The 18319-nt window shown below is 65.1% G+C and carries 18 protein-coding genes; 7 read left to right on the forward strand and 11 right to left on the reverse strand.

Annotated features, from left to right (window positions below):
• Positions 1-427 precede the first annotated feature (427 nt).
• Genes ACIBJI_RS30090 through ACIBJI_RS30105 form a run of 4 tightly spaced genes read right to left on the reverse strand, consistent with a single transcriptional unit; the run spans position 428 to position 5593 of the window.
• Positions 428-1693 (reverse strand): CHAT domain-containing protein, encoded by a 1266-nt coding sequence (locus ACIBJI_RS30090; protein WP_396958804.1) that lies wholly within the window; start codon positions 1691-1693, stop codon positions 428-430.
• Positions 1690-3225 carry a tetratricopeptide repeat protein gene (locus ACIBJI_RS30095; RefSeq protein WP_396958805.1) on the reverse strand — a complete coding sequence of 512 codons (1536 nt, stop codon included), beginning with the start codon at positions 3223-3225 and terminating at the stop codon, positions 1690-1692. Before ACIBJI_RS30095 ends, ACIBJI_RS30090 begins: the two co-directional genes overlap by 4 nt.
• Positions 3225-4274, reverse strand: coding sequence for a hypothetical protein (locus ACIBJI_RS30100; RefSeq protein ID WP_396958806.1), 1050 nt, complete (start codon positions 4272-4274; stop codon positions 3225-3227). The genes ACIBJI_RS30095 and ACIBJI_RS30100 overlap by 1 nt, the downstream gene beginning before the upstream one ends.
• Positions 4274-5593: a hypothetical protein gene (locus tag ACIBJI_RS30105; protein ID WP_364349079.1), complete on the reverse strand. Its 1320-nt coding sequence runs from the start codon at positions 5591-5593 to the stop codon at positions 4274-4276. The genes ACIBJI_RS30100 and ACIBJI_RS30105 overlap by 1 nt, the downstream gene beginning before the upstream one ends.
• 146 nt (positions 5594-5739) lie before the next feature.
• Here ACIBJI_RS30105 and ACIBJI_RS30110 point away from each other — a divergent pair, with 146 nt between their 5' ends.
• Together ACIBJI_RS30110 and ACIBJI_RS30115 are read left to right on the forward strand one after the other, a co-directional pair.
• Positions 5740-6282: a lipoprotein LpqH gene (locus ACIBJI_RS30110; RefSeq protein WP_364348643.1), complete on the forward strand. Its 543-nt coding sequence runs from the start codon at positions 5740-5742 to the stop codon at positions 6280-6282.
• 73 nt (positions 6283-6355) lie between these two features.
• On the forward strand, positions 6356-7159 hold the full coding sequence (locus ACIBJI_RS30115; RefSeq protein WP_364348640.1) for a hypothetical protein: 804 nt from the start codon (positions 6356-6358) through the stop codon (positions 7157-7159).
• A 58-nt stretch (positions 7160-7217) separates the two neighbouring features.
• Here the strand turns inward: ACIBJI_RS30115 and ACIBJI_RS30120 are convergent, their stop codons facing one another.
• On the reverse strand, positions 7218-7463 hold the full coding sequence (locus ACIBJI_RS30120) for a hypothetical protein (RefSeq protein ID WP_364348637.1): 246 nt from the start codon (positions 7461-7463) through the stop codon (positions 7218-7220).
• Between the two features lie 276 nt (positions 7464-7739).
• Here ACIBJI_RS30120 and ACIBJI_RS30125 point away from each other — a divergent pair, with 276 nt between their 5' ends.
• A complete protein-coding gene (locus ACIBJI_RS30125; RefSeq protein WP_397086810.1) occupies positions 7740-9812 on the forward strand; it encodes a PhoX family protein in 2073 nt (690 codons plus the stop codon).
• Between the two features lie 98 nt (positions 9813-9910).
• On the opposite strand, the gene ACIBJI_RS30130 is transcribed toward ACIBJI_RS30125, so the two are convergent.
• Positions 9911-10570: a glycoside hydrolase family 25 protein gene (locus ACIBJI_RS30130; protein ID WP_364349076.1), complete on the reverse strand. Its 660-nt coding sequence runs from the start codon at positions 10568-10570 to the stop codon at positions 9911-9913.
• Positions 10571-10764: 194 nt separating this feature from the next.
• Entirely contained in the window at positions 10765-12102 is a 1338-nt protein-coding gene (locus tag ACIBJI_RS30135; RefSeq protein ID WP_364348631.1) for an MGH1-like glycoside hydrolase domain-containing protein, read from the reverse strand.
• 202 nt (positions 12103-12304) lie between these two features.
• On the opposite strand from ACIBJI_RS30135, the gene ACIBJI_RS30140 reads away from it, so the two are divergent.
• Genes ACIBJI_RS30140 through ACIBJI_RS30150 form a run of 3 tightly spaced genes read left to right on the forward strand, consistent with a single transcriptional unit; the run spans position 12305 to position 13665 of the window.
• Positions 12305-13000 (forward strand): SDR family oxidoreductase, encoded by a 696-nt coding sequence (locus tag ACIBJI_RS30140; RefSeq protein ID WP_397086812.1) that lies wholly within the window; start codon positions 12305-12307, stop codon positions 12998-13000.
• 51 nt (positions 13001-13051) lie between these two features.
• Complete coding sequence (locus ACIBJI_RS30145; RefSeq protein ID WP_364348625.1) at positions 13052-13267, forward strand: hypothetical protein; 216 nt, start codon at positions 13052-13054, stop codon at positions 13265-13267.
• The gene (locus ACIBJI_RS30150; RefSeq protein ID WP_364348622.1) at positions 13264-13665 is read left to right on the forward strand and encodes a DNA-binding protein; all 402 of its coding nucleotides are present in this window, start codon (positions 13264-13266) and stop codon (positions 13663-13665) included. The genes ACIBJI_RS30145 and ACIBJI_RS30150 overlap by 4 nt, the downstream gene beginning before the upstream one ends.
• 167 nt (positions 13666-13832) lie before the next feature.
• Here ACIBJI_RS30150 and leuS read toward each other — a convergent pair whose 3' ends face one another.
• On the reverse strand, positions 13833-16682 hold the full coding sequence (leuS, locus tag ACIBJI_RS30155) for a leucine--tRNA ligase (RefSeq protein WP_364348619.1): 2850 nt from the start codon (positions 16680-16682) through the stop codon (positions 13833-13835).
• 127 nt (positions 16683-16809) lie between these two features.
• On the opposite strand from leuS, the gene ACIBJI_RS30160 reads away from it, so the two are divergent.
• Positions 16810-17217: an SdpI family protein gene (locus ACIBJI_RS30160; protein WP_364348616.1), complete on the forward strand. Its 408-nt coding sequence runs from the start codon at positions 16810-16812 to the stop codon at positions 17215-17217.
• Between the two features lie 43 nt (positions 17218-17260).
• Here the strand turns inward: ACIBJI_RS30160 and ACIBJI_RS30165 are convergent, their stop codons facing one another.
• From ACIBJI_RS30165 to ACIBJI_RS30175, 3 genes are all read right to left on the reverse strand, one after another.
• Positions 17261-17632 (reverse strand): type II toxin-antitoxin system death-on-curing family toxin, encoded by a 372-nt coding sequence (locus ACIBJI_RS30165; RefSeq protein ID WP_396958807.1) that lies wholly within the window; start codon positions 17630-17632, stop codon positions 17261-17263.
• Positions 17629-17823 carry a ribbon-helix-helix protein, CopG family gene (locus ACIBJI_RS30170; RefSeq protein ID WP_364348613.1) on the reverse strand — a complete coding sequence of 65 codons (195 nt, stop codon included), beginning with the start codon at positions 17821-17823 and terminating at the stop codon, positions 17629-17631. Before ACIBJI_RS30170 ends, ACIBJI_RS30165 begins: the two co-directional genes overlap by 4 nt.
• 85 nt (positions 17824-17908) lie before the next feature.
• The gene (locus ACIBJI_RS30175) at positions 17909-18292 is read right to left on the reverse strand and encodes a cupin domain-containing protein (protein WP_364348610.1); all 384 of its coding nucleotides are present in this window, start codon (positions 18290-18292) and stop codon (positions 17909-17911) included.
• Positions 18293-18319 lie beyond the last annotated feature (27 nt).

Raw genomic sequence — 18319 nt, forward strand, 5'->3', positions numbered from 1 at the left:
GAAATCGTGATGCCTCCATACGCCGAAGTGCCCCGGCGCCTGCGGCGCCGGGGCACTGAAAGGGGGAATTACTTCGTCTTCCGACATGTAACCGAGACGTCGGCGATCACCCCAACTGCATATCTTCGCGGGTGACCCGACGGGCAATGCCTCCTCTCTACTCACGGGATTACTTCATCTTTCCGTGCAACTTCATCTTCCTGCCCGGCGAGCGGTGGGACCGTCGTACCTGCTGGTCCTGCGTCCGCGTCCGCCGTCTTACCATCACGGGCAGTTCATCATCTCCCGTGCCGTTTGGATACTTCCTTCTCTTCCGACGTCACAGAAGTTACCGCACACTGCGTGGAATGTCTACTGTTGCCGCTGTAGATTTTTTCGGCGGGTCGTCGTGTCGAAGCGATCCGACGCATAACCGGCCGTCCGGCCGTCAGGTGCGGACGGTGGCGAAGGCGGACCAGAGGAGGGGGGAGTGTTCGATGGCGCGGGTGGTGCGCCAGGCGGTGAGGCGAGAGCGTTGCCAGTTGGCGAGGGCGGTCACCGGGTCCGGGTGTTCGTGGGCGGCGTCGATGGCGCAGATGGCGTCTTGGAGGGGGTGGGCCTCGGGGGGTGCGCCGGCGAGGCGTTGGAAGGCCAGGTCGGTGGGCAGGGGCCAGCGGCTGGCGGTGACCAGTTCGGCGCCGCCGTTGATCATGGCGGCGACCAGACCGAGGGCCTCGCTGAAGCGCATATCGCCGCCGCTTTCGCAGGCGATCAAGGCGACTCGGCTCGGAATGGGCCAGAGTTGAGGTCCGGCAACGGGTTCGGTAGTCAGGGTGTGGGTGCCGAGTAGTAGGTCCTTGGCCGAGAGGGGGCGGTGGGCTCGGATGGGAGTGGCGAAGCCGATGGATTCGGCATCGCAGGCCAGGTGTAGTTCGGAGGCTTCGCTCTGGCCGGATTCGGGGGCCGCGGCGGTCACATGTCCCACATAGGTCAGGCGGCTGGCACCGCCGCGCAGCGCTGCGCTCAACCAGCGTCGATCGATATCGGTGCGGCGGAATGCGTCGATCGGATCGTCGACCGCGGGCAATAGTCTGCCTTCGCGGGAATACGCGGCAACCCGTTGCGCGAGTGGGGCTTTCGGGTCCATTCGGCCGAGGACGGAGCCGAGCGCGGAATCGGCGCGGAACCCGGGAACGCGTGGGTCCAGTACCGCCACCACTGGCAAGGAGCCCGTCTCGGACCAAGCCCGGGCCGTGCGGTCCGGACCGTGCACAATGCTGGCCGGGGCGAGCAGGCTGACATCGGCGATATCCACCAGCCGCAGCTCGGGATCGGGAGCGATGATTTCCCAGGGGATCTGAGCTACCCGGGGCGAGGGTTGCAGCCGAATATGTGGGCGTACACCGCGTACATGCAGGTCGTACAACTGTGCGGCAAGACCATAGGGCAACAAGGCGCGCGAAAGTGACCGCGCAACAAGATATTCCGCATCATAGGAGGCGAATGTGCCGGTGGTCATCGCGCGTTCGAGCCCCCCGGGCACCGCCGGATTCGGCAGCGCCCGCACGAACTGCTCGACGGCATCGGTGATCGCATCCCCGGGCAGCATGCTCGCACCCTGGGCGTATTCATCGCCCAACCAGCGCCACGACATGTACAGATCGCCGGCATCCGCCATCCGAACAATGACGGTCGGTTGTTCGGAAATGGTCATGCGGGCAACACCCGGCTGTCCCGTACCGAATGCCCGTACCGCCGCTCGGCGGCCTCGATATACGCGCCCAATGCGATATGTCCGTCCGGTGCGACGGCCACTCGCGGCGGCGGCGCCACCGGCAGCCCCGCGCTCGCCGCGACCGAGGCCAGAGCTGTGCCCAGCTGCGGTGCCGAACCACTCTGCGACCCGGTCCCGACCTGCACCGTGGGCTGCGCCACCGCAGCCGGTGGATCGAATAATTCGAGCGGCAGGCGCGGCGGCGCAGCGACCGCGGATCCGGCGATATCCAATGTCGTACCCGCGCATTGTGTTTCGATGAGGTCCACGATCAACGGACCATTGCCGGACAGATAGGCGAACCGAAATGCCATCCGCATTGCCGGATCGGCGATCTGGCGATTCCATTTCTCGCGCTGATTGCCATTGGGCAGGGTGTATCGTACGGCGTCGATGGCCAGCGCCGACGATACCGCGAGATCGACCGCCCGCCCCAATAGCTCGGCATCCGGCTTTTCGGCCGCCTCGATCACCGACTCCAACAGCGCGGCATGCCAGAAATCGATTTGGGCACAGTGCAATCCGAGACCGCGCTCGGCATAGGCGGCGAACGCCGCACCGATGAGGGCTTCCCCCTCGTCGTATTGCCCGTTCCAGTACGCCACGGTCGCCAGACGAACTCGCACATCGGCGGCATCGAGCACCGCACCGGACGCAAGGAAATAGTCGAGGCTGCGGCGATAGAGCTGATGCGCCGCAGCGGTATCGCCACGACCCTCGGCGAGAAAGCCCATGGTCTTCAGCCCGACGCCCGCCCGATATCCGAGTTCGGCACGCTCGAAGTACTCCTGGCTGGAACGCAACGGCTGTTCCGCCTCGTCGAACCGATCCAACCTGACGTACATGACGGCCAGATTCTGTTCCGTCTCGGCGACGGCATTGCGATCACCGGCGGCATCGAAGGCGGCCAGCGCCTGTCCCATGAAGTCGACGGCGAGTTCGCGCCGTCCGGTCTCGAAGTAGATACCGCCGAGTGTAGAAAGCGGATGTCCGGTCAGGTGCGGAGCGAAACGCACTGCCGCATCCAGGGATTCGGTGGCGAGTTCGATGGCATAAGCCCAGTTCTGGCGATGAAATGCCACTGCGGTCAGCGAAAGCAGACAGGCCACCCGCTGCATACTCTCGTCATCGTGTTCGGCGAGCAGCGCCCGCGCCTGCTCCAGCGCCTCCTGCGCACCGTCGAGATCGCCGACGTGCTGCAGCGCCTGGGAGAGGTTGATCAGTGCGGCGGGCCGCTTTTCGATCGCGTCCGCGGGCATCTCCGCGAGCGCCTCGCGAAACATGACGATCGCCCCGGCATGATCGCCCAGTTCATCACACATGCTCGCGGCATTGACCAGCGCGCTGATCCGCAAGCCATCCGTGCTCGTCCGGGCGATTTCCTCGAACAGCCGCCTGGCCTCGCCGACATCGCCGCGCTGATAGGCGGCTGCTCCATCGGCGAGCAGTTCGCGACCGTCATCGGCGGGCATCAGAAGTCCGAATCAGATGCGGCGGCCGCGATTTCGGCCAGCAAGGGCGCGTCGACGGCATCGTCTGCCACGGTCGCCCGTCGCAATCGGGCGGCCGCGAACTCACGAATCTGTCGCCGGATCTCCGGACCGCCCAACTCGGGTGCACCGGGTGCGCCGACACCGGGCACATAGACATCCACCGTCGAGACGGAATCCGAGGGCGTGGTGGCCGCGCCGGTCCACAGATCGCCGATCAGGTTCAGCTCGGCTTCCGCAGTACCGACGGGCGTGGTGATGAACGCACGCGGGTGCAGGTGTGCCGGTGCGGCCGAACCGAGTTGGGGCGCGGCAACCGCGGTAACGCGGACCGTCGTGGTGCCCGAATTTCGTGTCGATTCCCAAGACACCGCCCGCTCGGAGGCGTCGACAACCCCCGGTGGGCACCGCCGCCAGTCCCATCCACCGGTGCCTCGACCGATCGACAGCGCCCCGGTCGTACGGTCGCCGGATCCGCCACCCGCAGCGAGCGCGTAATCTTCTGCACGAGCGGATATTCCGGCTGAGACGGCAATATCGGTGGGTGCTGTCTCGTGGTCGGGCGCCTGCTCATCGTCATCGATGAGCATTTCGCACTCCGCGCGCAATGCGGTGATTTCCTGGTCGAGCAGCTGGTCGTCGAGCGGCGTGATGCCGTCGATCGTCGATGCGGGCCACCAGCGCGCCGCCCAATAAGCGAACCCGAGCCGCCAGGCGGCGGCCACCAGATCCGGTACCGCGGGTTCGGCCACGTCGGCGAATTCGGTTTCGCCGCTCTCAGTGTCGGCAATGGCAACGGCGATCCGCTCGCCGTACACCGCCCACAGCCAGTCCTGAGCGAGCTCGACATCATCAATCACCGCGGCCGGGATTGTCTGTCCGGCAAGCAGACTCCAGGACAGATGACCGCCGAGCACCTCGAGCACCAGCACGTCTATTGCCACGGCATCGTCCAACACCGTAGGCGCGCCCTCGGGCGCGATGATCCAGATTCCGTCCCCGCCCGGTTCGATCCGCACGGTCGCACTCATCAGCTCGCCCTCGATTCCGCCGGATCCGGCTCGGTGACAAGGGACCTCACACTCAGTGCCTGTTTGACCCGCATGCGATGGTCCAGCATGACCGAGCGCGCCACACCATCGAGCAGATCCCACAGCTCGTCCGGCTCATAGACGCCGAACTCCCTGACATCGCGTCCGTGCAGGCGCACCCACAGTCGCCGCAAATAGGGCCGCCACGGCGTGCGCAGTTCGGTGGCAATAGCCGTCAATGGGCCACTGGGCATTTCGACATCGGTGCGCACCGCGAGCCGCCGCGCCTGCAGCACGTATGCCTCCCGCTGCCAGCGGCTATTGATCACCCGATGTGCCGCGGTTTCGGCCGCCGCCGACTGCGTGCCATGCAATGCGATCGGTCGCAACCCGAGCGCAAGCGCGGCCCCCGCCGTCGCCGCGACCCGCAGAGATTCATCCAAAAGTGCCCAGGGCGAACAACTTCGGGCGATCTCCGTGGTCACCAATTCCGGAATGGGCGGCAGTTCGGCCCGGTCACTCGACGCCTGCAGCACGGTGAATACGCGTTCGTAGATAGTGCGATCGAACGGCAGCCCGAGGCTGGCCTTCGAGGCCGATGAACCGAGCTCCGGTGGCTGCGCAACCGGCACCGCGGTCAACCCGAGTTGATGTGCGGTCGGTTCGAAGCTGTTGTCCCATAGTCGGATTCCGCCGTGCGTCCCGGCGCGGGCGGCGACCAGCTCATCGAATGTCCGCTGCCCGTCGGCGCTGCGACCGTCGCGTGCCGCGGATGTATCGAGCAGCGCCGCGAACAGTTCGGCGTGCTCGCCGGTCGGTCCGCCCAACGGTCGCCGTCCCCATGCGATATCTATCAACGACCCGAGTTCGGCAGTCCGCGCACTCGCGGTCATGTACTCCTTGAGCGCTTGCGTCGTGCGGCCCGCCGCGAATTCGTGCACGTCGCGCAGTGTCGCCTCGGCGGTCGCCCGGTCCCGGTCCGGATCCGGCATACCCGAGGTGGTGGCCAGTTCGAAGGCACGCTGGAAATACAGATCCTGCGGATTGCCCTCGGTGATCCGCAGCGTCCGCCGGACCTGTTTGAGCAGCGAAAACCACGCTGCCGTCGCGCGCAGCACGTCAGCGGCGGCATGGATTCGGGTGGCGAGCAGGACCGCACCGTCGGCGGTCAGGATCGGGCCCGCGCACAGCGGATGCTGTACCGGGCGAATGACAAGCGGATCCAGGATGAGCTTCACGGTTCGTCGCAGCGGCCCACCGTGCGGTCCACTGAGCGGTTCGACGCCCTCGAGTCGGCGCCAAACCTCGTCCAGCACCATCGCGCGCGGCCGTCGCATTCGACCAGGTTAACGGAACTTTGCGTGTTTCAGACTCCGAAAAACCTGGGATCGGTAGGGCGCGTTCGATTCCTACCTTTCTCGTATCGGCCCAACACCGGAGCCGAACGAAGCAAAAGGAACAGATCATGAACAGCAAGCCGGTCCGCATCTCCGCCGCCGCTCTCACCGCCTCGGCCGCCGTTTTGGCCCTCTTCGTTACCGGATGCAGCGACGACTCGGGCAGCTCGCCGACCACCTCGGCCAATCCGGCCACCTCGGCCGCCCCGGCGCCGGCATCGGGCAAGTCGAGCGCCTCGGTCGACGGCAAGGCGCTCGACGGCAAGTTCGAGACCACCTGCGCCAAGCAGGGCGGCACTCTCGCCCTCGCGCTCAGCGACACCAATAACGCCACCTACGGCACGCTGAGTGTCAGCGCCTCCATCACCGGCTCCGACAACGTCCAGGCTGTCGCGGTCGCGGGCAGCAAGGGCGGCGCGAACGGCCTGCCCTATGCCCTCGGCTTCGGCAACGGCATGCCCGGCGGTTCGGCCAAGGTCGTCAAGGACGGCAACACCTACAAGGTCAGCGGTGAGGGCGTCGGCGCACCCGACCTCACCAATCCGACCGCAAGCCCGAAAAGCTCGAAATTCGACATCACCTTCGCCTGCTCGACCGTGGTCGGCGGCTGACCCTTCGCTCGCTCACGCCCCTTGATATGAGGGGCGTGAGCGGGGCAAACCTCTTCACACCCAAGGGAAAACCATGAAAAACATCGCCCGCTCGCTCGCCGCCGCGTTCCTCGTCCTCTCGATCGGCTACTACCTCTGGCACGGCCTCACCTACACCAGCTATGGCCCCTTCGACGACGGCACGCTCGCCTGGGTCGGACCGCAGATGGCGCTCCCGATCATCGCCCTGACCATCGTCCCGATCGTCTTCGCCTTTACCGGCGCGGGCATCCTGGCGGCCTTCACCGGCAACAACAGCTCGGCTTTCCGCGATGGTTCGGTCGGTATCGGCACCATCAAGTCCTTCCGGCAGACCGGTCTGACCGTCAATGATCAGCCGCAGATCCGCATCGACTTCAGCGTCGAGGGCGGCGACGGCAAGATCTTCGACTCGCACGCCAAAATGATCGTTCCGCTCACCGAACTCGCCCTACTACAGCCCGGTGTTGTGCTGCCGGTGCGCTATCTGCCCGATCGCACCGACAAGGTCGAGGTCGACCGCTCCGGCGATATGTCGGCAGCTCAGCGCGCCATGAACGAATCCATGATCCGAAAGGGCTTCACCACCAAGGCCAAACTCGATATCGCCGAGCGCGGCATTACCGCTCAGGCCGTCGTGCAGTCGCTTTCGGTGCCCGGCGAGATTCGCAACGGGTATTCCAAGATCGAGCTCGGCCTGGTCGTGACCCGGCCCGACGGAACGACTTTCACTACGAGTGTGGACAAGTTCCTGCCGCCCGCCAGCGTGGCCCAAGTGCAGGTCGGTCGCATCATCCAGGTCCACTATCTGCCGGAGAACGAACAAGAGGTCGTGATCGCACTGCAAGTCAATGCGTAGCCCCGGCACCGAATGTTGCTCTCGTTCACCAGGAACGGGAGCAATATTTGTTTGTGCGTCAGAAGACGCGGTGGCTGAAGAAGCTGTGCTGGCAGGTGGGACGCTTGCAGACCGCGCCACCGCTCGGGATGAAGCCGACACAAGTGGGGTGGGTACACCTGTTGCAGCCACCGTCGCCCACTTCACCCGTGCCGTCGTGGTCGACGAGTACGGCGCGGGCCTCGGCCACCGCGCCCGCGAGAATCGAATCGAGATAGTCCAGCGCCTGCGGGCTGAGCTGGGATCTTCCTCTGGATAAAGACATCGCACTACTCCTGGATCGGTCCTCATGTCCTTGTACCGATACTCCTCCTGGAAGGAGAGTTGCGCATGAGTAGCGCGATACGCGGCTAGGCCGAACATTGGCTATTCGACCAGGTAAAAGCGGTAGCGGCCGGTCGGTGTAAGGATAGCGGGCGCGTGCTTTCCGGTAGCTTCACAAATGAGGGTTACCTAATTGGTCGGACGTTCATCTGACTGTTTCCTGTGGATCGCCTGAGCGGCTTAGCGTGCGCCCGTCAGCAAAAGTCAGGAGTTCGTCGTGACACCGAAGCCCCTTGCCCTGTTCGTGAAGCGGGACGGCCAGCCGAAGCGCTCGGCCATCACCTGTCAGTACAAATGCGGTAACGCCTGCTTCCACGAGGTTCCGAACACCTCCGAGAACGAATACTTCGGCGATATGGTGCGCGCGGCGCTGACGCGGCGCGGCATGTTGAAGGGCAGTGCGGGGGGGGTGGTCGCGGTCGGCGCGGCCAGTGTGCTCGCGGCCTGCGGTGATGACGACAAGGTCGAATTGGCGGCGGGCGGCTCGCTGGTCGACGGTGTGCCGGTTGGTACCAACTTCGCACCGGTCGCGGCGAATTCCGATGACGCACTGGTCATTCCGGAAGGTTATGAACACAATGTCGTGATCCGCTGGGGCGACCCGCTATTCGCCGACGCGCCGAAGTTCGATGCCAACGCCCAATCCGCGGCCGCGCAGGCCGAACAGTTCGGCTTCAACAACGACTTCGCCGCAATACTGCCCATCGAAGGCCAGGCGAATACCTACCTGCTGGTGGTGAATCACGAGTACACCACCGAACCGCAGATGTTCAAGGGTTACAACAAGGAACAGCCCGCACTCGAGCACTATCAGACCGCCATTGCCGCGCACGGTCTTTCGGTGGTCCAGGTCAAGGGCGATTCCGGAACCGGCAAGCTGACACCGGAATTCGGCAAGTACAACCGTCGCATTACCGGCACCACCGAGTTCACGGTGACCGGCCCCGCCGCGGGCAGCACCTTCCTGAAGACGAGCGCCGACCCGTCCGGCGCCAAGGTGCTCGGCACCCTGAACAATTGCTCCGGCGGCCTGACGCCCTGGGGCACGGTACTTTCCGGTGAAGAGAACATCAACCAGTACTTCGCCAACGGCGATCAGGTCACCGACGAGGCCGCCAAGGCAAGGCTCAAGCGCTACGGCTTCCCGAACGGCGCCTCCGAGCGCAAGTGGGAGCGGCACGAGGCGCGCTTCGATCTGGCGAAGGAACCCAATGAGGCCAACCGATTCGGCTGGGTCATCGAGGTGAATCCGTGGGACGCCTCGGCCGCGCCGATCAAGCACACCGCGCTCGGCCGGTTCAAGCACGAGGCCGCGACCATTCACGTCGCCGCGGATGGCACTGTTGTCGCCTATATGGGCGATGACGAGCGCTTCGACTACATGTACAAGTTCGTCTCGTCGCGAAAGGTGCAGTCCGGCAACGGTCAGGCGAGCATGCGGCACAACCTGACGATTCTGGACGCGGGCACGCTGTACGTCGCGAAATTCACCGGCGATCACCCGGACAAGATCGACGGCAATGGCACGGTGCCCTCGGATAAGGGCTTCACCGGTACCGGCCAATGGATTCCGCTGCTGGTCACCGGTGCGGACGGTAAGGCAACCTCGAAGGTGGACGGCTTCACCGCCGAAGAGGTTTCGGTATTCACCCGGTTGGCTGCCGATAGGGTCGGCGCGACCAAGATGGACCGTCCCGAGGATTTCGAGGCGAATCCCAAGTCCGGCAAGGTCTATGTCGCGCTGACCTACAACGAGCAGCGCGGCGCGCAGGGCAAGCCCGCCATCGATGAGGTGAATCCACGCAATATCAATAAATTCGGGCAGGTGCTCGAACTGGACGACGATCACGCGGGCACCACCTTCACCTGGAATATCCTCATGCTGTGCGGTGACCCGAAGACCACCGACACCTACTTCGCCGGTTTCGATAAGGCCAAGGTCAGCCCGATCGCGGCACCGGACAATCTCGCCTTCGACGATTACGGCAATCTGTGGATCTCCACCGATGCCTCGCGCGCCAACGGCGCCAATGACGGACTGTTCTCGGTGGTGCTCGAGGGTCCGAATCGCGGTGAGACCAAACAATTCCTGACTGTCCCGTTCGGCGCGGAGACCTGCGGTCCGACCGTATCGGAGCAGCGGGTTACCGTTTGTGTCCAGCATCCGGGCGAGCGTGACGACGCGACCGCGGACAAGCCCGCCTCGCATTGGCCCGATGGGGGCGATAGTCTGCCCAGACCCGCCGTTGTCTCGGTGTGGAAGAAGGGTGGCGGGCGAATCGGCACCTAGGGGCGGCAGCCGGCGGGGCGGGTAGGCCCAGTCGATTCCCCGCGCAACACACGAAACCGCTACTCGAACCTGCAGGGAGTAGCGGTTTCGTGCTGTGTTCAGTCCATATTGGCGTAGCGCGCGAAATCGCCTTGGGCGCCGCTGTATACGTTGACATCGGTGCCACCCGCGATACCGGGAATGCGGCCGCTGTCGGTGGTCTGCCAGAACGTCCAGGTCGGCCAGCCGCCCGGTACTTCGGGTTGTTCGTTTCCGCGATAGTCGGCGATCCAGAGCGGATACCTGGTGAATTCATTGGTATTCGCCATGGCCGTCTTCCAGAAATTGGGATAGGTGTAGATGATCGGCACCCGTCCGGTCAGGGCCCGCACGGTATTCAGATACCGATGCGTCCAGTTGATCAGCCCGGCCGGATCGAGTCCGCCCGCATTCTCCAGATCGAGCACCGGCGGCAGATCCAGCGGCCCGTTCTGTCCGAGTACGACCGCCGCGTACAGCGCCGCCTGCGGCTCGGGCAGCAGGTTCGGTCGCGCGTAGTGATACGTCCCGCGCGCGACTCCCGCCGTCCGCATCAGAAGGCTGTCCGGCACGAAATACGGATTGATGTAATTCACGCCCTCCGTCGCCTTCACCATGGCGAAAGCGTGCCCCGCCCCGCGCACCGCGAACCAGTCGATGAACCGGCCGTCGACATGCTGCCACGACGACACATCGGGCCCGCTCGGTTCGGCCACTGCCGTGCCCGTCGAGGTAGCCATCAGGATGCTGCCCAGCGTGATCGCGGACAACGCCACAGTGCGAGTGGATCTCCAGCGAGTGCTATCCATGCTGTTCGACGATAGCGACAACGGACTCGTGTGACCAGTGTTACATGTGTGACAGTTGCGCAGTATTCACTCACTGCTCGCTTGGGCCGCTCACATCAGCAGCGGCCCCAACGGTTCCGGATGCGTTAGCCGAGCCAGTCCAGGACCGAGGCCGCGGTCCAGGACTGCTGCATGCTGCCGAGGGGTTCGCCGGTGAATGGTTCGTAGTATTCGGCGAAGCTGCCGTCGCTGGCTTGGCGCAGACCTTCGGCGCGCAGCATGAAGGATCGTTCGGCCCAGCCGCGGCGGGCGAAGACCCAGGAGAACAGCCAGCTCATCACCGGCCAGACCGGGCCACGCCAGTATTCGCGGGAGCGGAAGTCCTTGGAGACCGGTGAGGTGGACGGCGGCAAGGCATAGCGCAGATCCGGGTGGCCGCAGAAGCGCGGTCCCTCGAACAGGCGCAATAGGCTGCGTTCGGTGTCGCGGGGCAGGCCGCCGCACAGCAGTGGGGCGAACATCGAGAGGGTTTCGGTACTGATCCAGCGCGCGAGTCGCACGTCGAAATCCCTGGCCGCACCCGTGCGGGCATCGGTGGTCGCGACCACCCCCGCGCGGAACCGATCCGCCCACGAATGCAGTTCGCGGACATCGGCATGGGGCTGCTTGTACTCCTCGCCGATATTGGCCAGAACCTCACACGCCAACGCGAAGATGGCGGTGACGAAGACATCCTCCACCGCGAAGCTCATCGTCGAGGCGAGCTGGTAGTCGTCGTATCCGGCGCGGCGCATCTGCTCGACCAGCCACAGATAACGGTCGTATTCGCGATCGCTCGGCCGCTGCGACGGATCCGAGACGACCAGCAGATCCTCGCGCTGATACGGCGGCAGATCGCCGGGCGTCACATTCGCATAGGCCCGATCCCAGCGCGGCGAATTGTCCATTCCGGATTCCCAGCCGTGGTACAGCGTGATCCGGCCGCTCTCCTTGGGGTCGCGGGCATGGGCCAGCCAGCGATGCCAGCGCACCAGATCCGGCCAGCGCCGATTCAGGAATTCCTCGGCCACCGCCCTGGTGCTGCGGCCGTGACGGCGGGAATGGTCGAGGATGCGCTGCACCGCGATGGCGTGCACAGGCGGCTGGGTGATGCCGGAGGTGTCCGGACCGTCGGGGGCGTTGGCGGCCAGCCTCTTGCACTCCCAGCGGGCCGGGCCGGGGAAGTAACCGTCCACGCCATTGGCGAAGACGATGTGCGGAATCATCCCGTTCTTCCACTGCGCCGAGAGCAGGGTGTCCAGTTCGATGACAGCGCGCTCGACGCTCAGCGGGGCGAGCCCGACCGCCACGAAGGCGGCGTCCCAACTCCACATGTGCGGGTACAGCCGGGGCGCGGCAGTGGTCATGGTGCCCAGATCATTGCCCCGTAGCAGATAGGCGGCGCGAGCCGCGAGCTGTGTTGGGGTGAAACCTGGGTGTGCCATCCCCCTATTTTGCGATGACACCCGCAAGTACGCCCGTTCAGTGACTCGTGTCTCGTCCTGGTGCGCCCTGGTGGCCAGCTGGTGTGCGCTGGATCTCACTCTGCATGCCCCGTCCGTGAATTCCATTTATTCGCTTTATGCATCCATCGCCGCGCGCGCGGGTATTGCTACTGCCCGTTTCGGTGGCCGATACGGTGACTGCATGACCTCCGCCGTGACCAGCACACCGAAGCCGACCGCGCTGATCACCGGTGCCAGCCGCGGGCTCGGTGCCGCGATCGCCCGCGAACTCGCACCGACCCACGATCTGCTGCTCGGCGCCCGCTCGGCCGAGGCGCTGCGCGCGATATTAGGCGAACTACGCGGGGCCACCGGATGGCCGGTCGAGTTGACCGACTATTCCGCAGTGGCGGAAGCGGTTTCGTCGATTCAGCGCCTGGATGTGTTGGTACACAATGCCGGTATCGCCGACCTGGGTTCGATCGCTGATTCTTCGGTGCAACAGTGGCGAAATACCTTGGAAGCCAACGTGGTTGCGGTCGCCGAGCTGACCAGACTGTTACTGTCCGCGCTGCGTGCGGCCAACGGTCATGTGGTGCTGATCAATTCGGGCGCCGGTTTGCGGGCGAATGCGGGCTGGGCCTCCTATGCGGCGAGCAAGTTCGGATTGCGCGCGTTCGGTGACGCGCTGCGGTTGGAGGAACCGACGCTGCGGGTGACCTCGATCCATCCCGGCCGCATCGATACCGATATGCAGCGCGAGATCATCGCGGGTGAGGGGCGCGAGTATCGCGCCGAGGAATTCCTGAGTCCGCAGACGGTCGCGGGGACCGTGCGCTCGGCCATCGATACACCGCGCGACGGCCATCCGACCGAGATCGTGCTCCGGCCGTTCTGATCCTGCATATCGCGGTGTGCCTATGTCATGTCGTCGACCCAGAGGATCACCGTGACCCTGCCAGCTGAGCAGGTCGCGGAGTTGCGTCAGCGGACCGACAACGTCTCCGGCTACATCGCGGCTGCGGTGGCGCGTCAACTCCGCCACGAACTACTCGCGGATGATCTGCGCGGGTATCAGGAGAAGCACGGTGCCTTCACCGACCAAGAGCTCGCCAATGCTCGCGATGAAATATTCGGCGGCGATGCCAGGACGAGCGCTGCGTGACAGAACGCTTCGAGACCGTCGTATTCGACAGTCGAGGAATCGCGCTGTGGGTGGGGCAGGATCGCGGGATGCTGGCGAAGATTCAGGTGCTGCACCAGATGGGCGCGGATCTGGTAGTCGGAGCCAACACGATTGTCGAGGTGAGCCATGCGAAGGTGAATATGCCTCGACTGCAATGGACACTGTCCCGGGTGCGCGTCGGGCCGGTGGACCAGGCCGCCGCGACGGCCGCCGCCGAACTCCTGAAACAGGCGGGTCCGCACGGCCACAAGTACGCCATAGATGCGACTCTCGCCGAAATGGCGCTGCGTCAGCCTGGCCCGGTCGCCATCGTGACATCCGATATCGACGATATGTGGCGGCTGTGTGGTAACCGGGTCCGAATGATTGCGGTATAGCTGGCGCCGGGAGTCATCGCGGCACGAAAGTTGGCGAAGTCACTTCTGTGGAACAACTTCGGTGTCGATGGCACGCCATACGATCGTGTCCTGCTGCCACCACACTGACGGACCTGCGCCGCGCACGAAATGCTGGGTAAATCCGTGCGCGGCGGTGGTTCTATCGCCTACGCGACGATATTGACGAGCCGCCCCGGCACCACGATCAGCTTGCGCGGCGCATTCCCGCCCAGCACGGCCGCGATCTTCTCATCGGCCAGCGCGGTCGCCTCGATGGTCGCGTTATCGGCGTCGGCGCGCACCTGAATTCGGCTGCGCACCTTGCCGTTCACCTGAATCGGATACTCCACCGACTCATCGACCAGCAGGGCCGGATCCGCCACCGGGAACGGACCGTGCGCCAGGGATTGCTTGTGTCCCAGCCGTTCCCACAGTTCCTCGGCGATATGCGGTGCCATCGGCGCCAGCATCAGCACCACCGGCTCCACCACCTCGCGCGGTGCACCGCCGGGGTAGCTCTTGGTCAGATGGTTGGTCAGCTCGATCAGTTTGGCGCCCGCGGTGTTATCGCGCAGTGCGGCGTAATCGTCGTCTACACCCGCGATCGTCTTGTGCAGCAGACGCAGCGTCTCCTGCGACGGCGTCGCATCGGTGACCCGGATCGCGCCGGACTCCTCGTCGACTACCAGTCGCCAGACCCGCTGCAGGAACCGGTGCGCCCCGACGACATCCTTGGTCGCCCATGGCCGCGAGGTATCCAGCGGCCCCATCGACATTTCGTAGAAGCGGAAGGTGTCGGCGCCGTACATATCGCACATCTCGTCCGGCGAGATGGCGTTCTTCAGCGACTTGCCGATCTTGCCGTACTCCTGGAACGCCTCGATCTCGATGCCGGTCGTGGGATCGGGGAAGTAGTGCTTGCCGTCGCGCTCGATGATCTCGGCGGCGGGCAGATACGCACCGCGCGCGTCGGTGTAGGCGTGCGCCTGGATGTAGCCCTGGTTGAACAGGCGACGGTACGGCTCGGAACTGCTCACATCGCCCAGATCGAACAGCACCTTCTGCCAGAACCGGGAGTACAGCAGGTGCAGCACCGCATGTTCGACACCGCCGACGTACAGGTCGACACCGCCCGGATCGTTGGGGCCGTGCTCCGCGGTGCGCGGGCCCAGCCAGTACTGCTCGTTCTCCTTGGCGCAGAACGCGTCCGCATTCGTCGGGTCCGCGTAGCGCAGCTGGTACCAGGAGCTGCCCGCCCAGTTCGGCATGACGTTGGTATCGCGGCGGTACTGCTTGGGTCCATCGCCCAGATCCAGCTCGACATTCACCCAGTCGATGGCCTTGGCCAGCGGCGGCGACGGTTCGGAGTCGGCATCGTTCGGATCGAAGGTGACCGGCGCGAAATCGTCCAGCTCCGGAAGTTCGACCGGCAGCATGGATTCCGGCAGCGCGTGCGGTGCGCCGTCCTCGTCGTAGACGATCGGGAACGGCTCACCCCAGTAGCGCTGGCGGGCGAACAGCCAGTCGCGCAGCTTGTACTGCACGGTGCCCTTGCCGTGGCCGTCGGCCTCCAGCCGGGCGATCACCGTGGCCTTGGCCTCCTCGATGGACAGGCCGTTCAGGTAATCGGAGTTCACCAGCGCGCCGTCACCGGAGTAGGCCGCGGCCGAAATATCCCCGCCGGAAATGACTTCCACAATCGGCAGACCGAAGACCGAGGCGAACTCCCAGTCGCGCTGATCGTGCCCGGGCACCGCCATGATCGCGCCGGTGCCGTAACCGGCCAGCACGTAGTCGGCGATGAAGATCGGTACCTGAGCGCCGTTCACCGGGTTCGTCGCATAGGAACCCAGGAATACGCCGGACTTCTCCTTGTTCTCCTGACGCTCCAGATCCGATTTGGCCGCGATCGCCTTGCGGTACCCGGCAACGGCTTCCCGAGGATCACCGGCATCCTCGAAGGTCCAGCGCGGATCGACGCCTGCGGGCCAGGCCTGCGCCGTCAGTCTGTCGACCAGCTCGTGCTCGGGAGCCAGCACCACATAGGTGGAACCGAACAGGGTGTCCGGCCGCGTGGTGAAGACCTCGATCTGCTGACCGTCGGCGTCGAATTTCACCTGCGCGCCACGGGATCGACCGATCCAGTTGCGCTGCATGGCCTTTACGTTCTCCGGCCAGTCCAGATGGTCCAGATCGTCGACCAGTCGGTCGGAGTAGGCGGTGATGCGCATCATCCACTGCCACAGCCGCTTCCGGAATACCGGGAAGTTGCCGCGTTCACTGCGACCGTCGGCGGTGACCTCTTCATTGGACAGCACCGTGCCCAGCCCCGGACACCAGTTGACCACCGAATCCGTTTGGTACACCAGGCGATACGAGTCCAGCACCTCGGCGCGTTCGGCCGCGGTCAGATCCTGCCAATCGCGGCCGTCGGGCGTCGGGCGCGCACCCGAATCGAACTGTGCCCGCAGTTCCGCGATCGGCCGGGCGCGTTCCAAATCCTGGTCGTACCAAGCGTTGTAAATGCGCAGGAAGATCCACTGCGTCCACTTGTAGAACTCCGGGTCGGTGGTCGCGAACGACCGCCGACGATCGTGGCCGAGACCCAGCCGGTCCAGCTGACGCTGCATGGTGGCGATATTCGATTCGGTGGTCTGGCGCGGATGCGCACCGGTCTGCACCGCGTACTGTTCGGCGGGCAGACCGAATGCGTCATAGCCCAGCGCGTGCAGCACATTGCGGCCGTGCATCCGGTGATAGCGCGCGAAGACGTCGGTGGCGATGTAGCCGAGCGGATGCCCGACATGCAGACCCGCGCCGGAGGGGTACGGGAACATGTCCTGGACGAACAGCTTGTCCGCCGGGGTCGCACCCGCGAGCGGGCCTACCGGGTTCGGCGCGTGGAAGGTCCCGCGCTCATCCCAGGTCTGCTGCCACCGGCGCTCGATGCGGCCGGCGAGGCCCGCGCTGTACCTGTGCTCCGGTACATCGCTTTCGGTTGCACGAGTGTCCGCCACGGTCCTGCCTTCTTGTTCTCGCCGATCCCCGTCATAGATGTGCCTATCAGGGTAGAACGTCCGGGCTTATACACCGAAAATCGGGCGGGCTGGATTCGGCGTCGCGGCGGTGCGCTAGCCTCGTTGGGTGTTCGTCGTCGCTCTCACCCTGTTCGTGCTGGCCATGGTTGCCATCGCAACCGGCGTGCTCGGACTGACCGGGCGGCTGCCACGCAACCGCTTCATCGGGGTGCACACCGAGGCGGCACTGCACGACGAGGAAACCTTCCGCATCGCCAACCGCGTCGCCGCCCCCACCTCCCTGGCCGCGGGCGCACTACTCTTCGCGGGCGGTCTCGTCGCACTCGCCGCAGGTGGTTTCCCGGCTTTGATCGTGGCGGTGGTGACAGCCACCGTGGCACTGTTCACCCTTGGCGCGGGCGCGAATGCCGCAGCTCGCGCGGTCGAGTCGTTGGTTCCCGCACAAGAGACCGGCGGCTGCGGTTCCTCCTGCGGCGCGTGCTCGTTGCGCGACGCCTGCGCCCCGACCAACTGACACGCGGTCGCGACCAGACCCCGTCGCGACGTCGTGTGCGTTGCTATTCGCGCCATTTCCGGAGGTGCTCGGCGATCTCCGGCACGTCCATGTCCCCGACTGCGACGGCGATCATGATCGGCTCCTGTTCGTCCGGGAGGGCGGCCAGCATGACTCCGTTACGTTCGAGCATGAGGGCCGCCGCCAGGAACGCGGTGCGTTTGTTGCCGTCGATCAGGGCACGATTGCGAGCAAGCGAATGCAGCAATGCTGCGGCCTTTTCGAGCAATTCCGGATACGGATCGACGCCGAACACCGTGGTGGACGGACGTGCGGCGGCAGAGGCGAGCAATCCGTAATCCCGAATCGCGTCGGTACCGCGGTTCACGGCCCGCGCGATCAGTAGGAGTTCGTGGACCGTCAGATATCGGATCACGCGAGCCGTTCCTGCAATTCGGCGTGCCGGTTCATGGTGCGGGCCAGCATCGCCTCGAACACTTCCTGGTTCGCGGTGAGATGCAGATGTATCGCTTCCTTCGCGATCTCTTGCTTGGAGCGGCCGGTGCGCGCGGCTTCCTCGGTCAGCATGCGGTCGTCGTCGTCATCGAGTCGCAAGGTCATCGCCATAACCTGCATGATACCTGTCAGATACCACGACAATCCGATCGCGCGCCAGCTGCTGCTGCGAGCACCGGACAAGTCGGTTCGAACGCTATTGGTCGGCGCATTCAGGCGGGTCGACGTGATGTGACAGCGGGCTACCGACGGGGTTCGAGTACAGCACGAACAGGGTCACCGGGGTCGTCCCGAGATTGCGTGCCACATGGGGATAGGACGGGCCGCTGGGCTCCCGGAAGATTCGGCCGCGCCGGTAGGTGACCGGGACACAGTCGCCACCGGGATGGTCGAGGGTGCCGCGGGCAACCAGCACGAACAGCGTGCCGTCGTGGTAGTGCCAGCCGCTTGTCCCACTGGACTCGATGACAGTCTGGCGAACAACGACCTCGCGCCGCCCCAGCGTGAACCGGAACAGCACGCGACTCGCGGTCCCGCGCGCTGGTGCCGAATTCACCTGGAACTTCCGCCACGGCGTCATCACTCCATCGAACCACCGCGCGATCAC

This window comes from Nocardia sp. NPDC050408, assembly GCF_044458905.1.
Taxonomy (GTDB): domain Bacteria; phylum Actinomycetota; class Actinomycetes; order Mycobacteriales; family Mycobacteriaceae; genus Nocardia.

What these genes read in the sequence shown, in the direction of transcription:
- ACIBJI_RS30090 (WP_396958804.1), bottom strand. Translation starts at nt 1,693, where the DNA reads ATGACCATTTCCGAACAACCGACCGTCATTGTTCGGATGGCGGATGCC.
- ACIBJI_RS30095 (WP_396958805.1), bottom strand. Translation starts at nt 3,225, where the DNA reads ATGCCCGCCGATGACGGTCGCGAACTGCTCGCCGATGGAGCAGCCGCC.
- ACIBJI_RS30100 (WP_396958806.1), bottom strand. Translation starts at nt 4,274, where the DNA reads ATGAGTGCGACCGTGCGGATCGAACCGGGCGGGGACGGAATCTGGATC.
- ACIBJI_RS30105 (WP_364349079.1), bottom strand. Translation starts at nt 5,593, where the DNA reads ATGGTGCTGGACGAGGTTTGGCGCCGACTCGAGGGCGTCGAACCGCTC.
- ACIBJI_RS30110 (WP_364348643.1), top strand. Translation starts at nt 5,740, where the DNA reads ATGAACAGCAAGCCGGTCCGCATCTCCGCCGCCGCTCTCACCGCCTCG.
- ACIBJI_RS30115 (WP_364348640.1), top strand. Translation starts at nt 6,356, where the DNA reads ATGAAAAACATCGCCCGCTCGCTCGCCGCCGCGTTCCTCGTCCTCTCG.
- ACIBJI_RS30120 (WP_364348637.1), bottom strand. Translation starts at nt 7,463, where the DNA reads ATGTCTTTATCCAGAGGAAGATCCCAGCTCAGCCCGCAGGCGCTGGAC.
- ACIBJI_RS30130 (WP_364349076.1), bottom strand. Translation starts at nt 10,570, where the DNA reads ATGGCTACCTCGACGGGCACGGCAGTGGCCGAACCGAGCGGGCCCGAT.
- ACIBJI_RS30135 (WP_364348631.1), bottom strand. Translation starts at nt 12,102, where the DNA reads ATGGCACACCCAGGTTTCACCCCAACACAGCTCGCGGCTCGCGCCGCC.
- ACIBJI_RS30140 (WP_397086812.1), top strand. Translation starts at nt 12,305, where the DNA reads ATGACCTCCGCCGTGACCAGCACACCGAAGCCGACCGCGCTGATCACC.
- ACIBJI_RS30170 (WP_364348613.1), bottom strand. Translation starts at nt 17,823, where the DNA reads ATGGCGATGACCTTGCGACTCGATGACGACGACGACCGCATGCTGACC.
- ACIBJI_RS30175 (WP_364348610.1), bottom strand. Translation starts at nt 18,292, where the DNA reads ATGACGCCGTGGCGGAAGTTCCAGGTGAATTCGGCACCAGCGCGCGGG.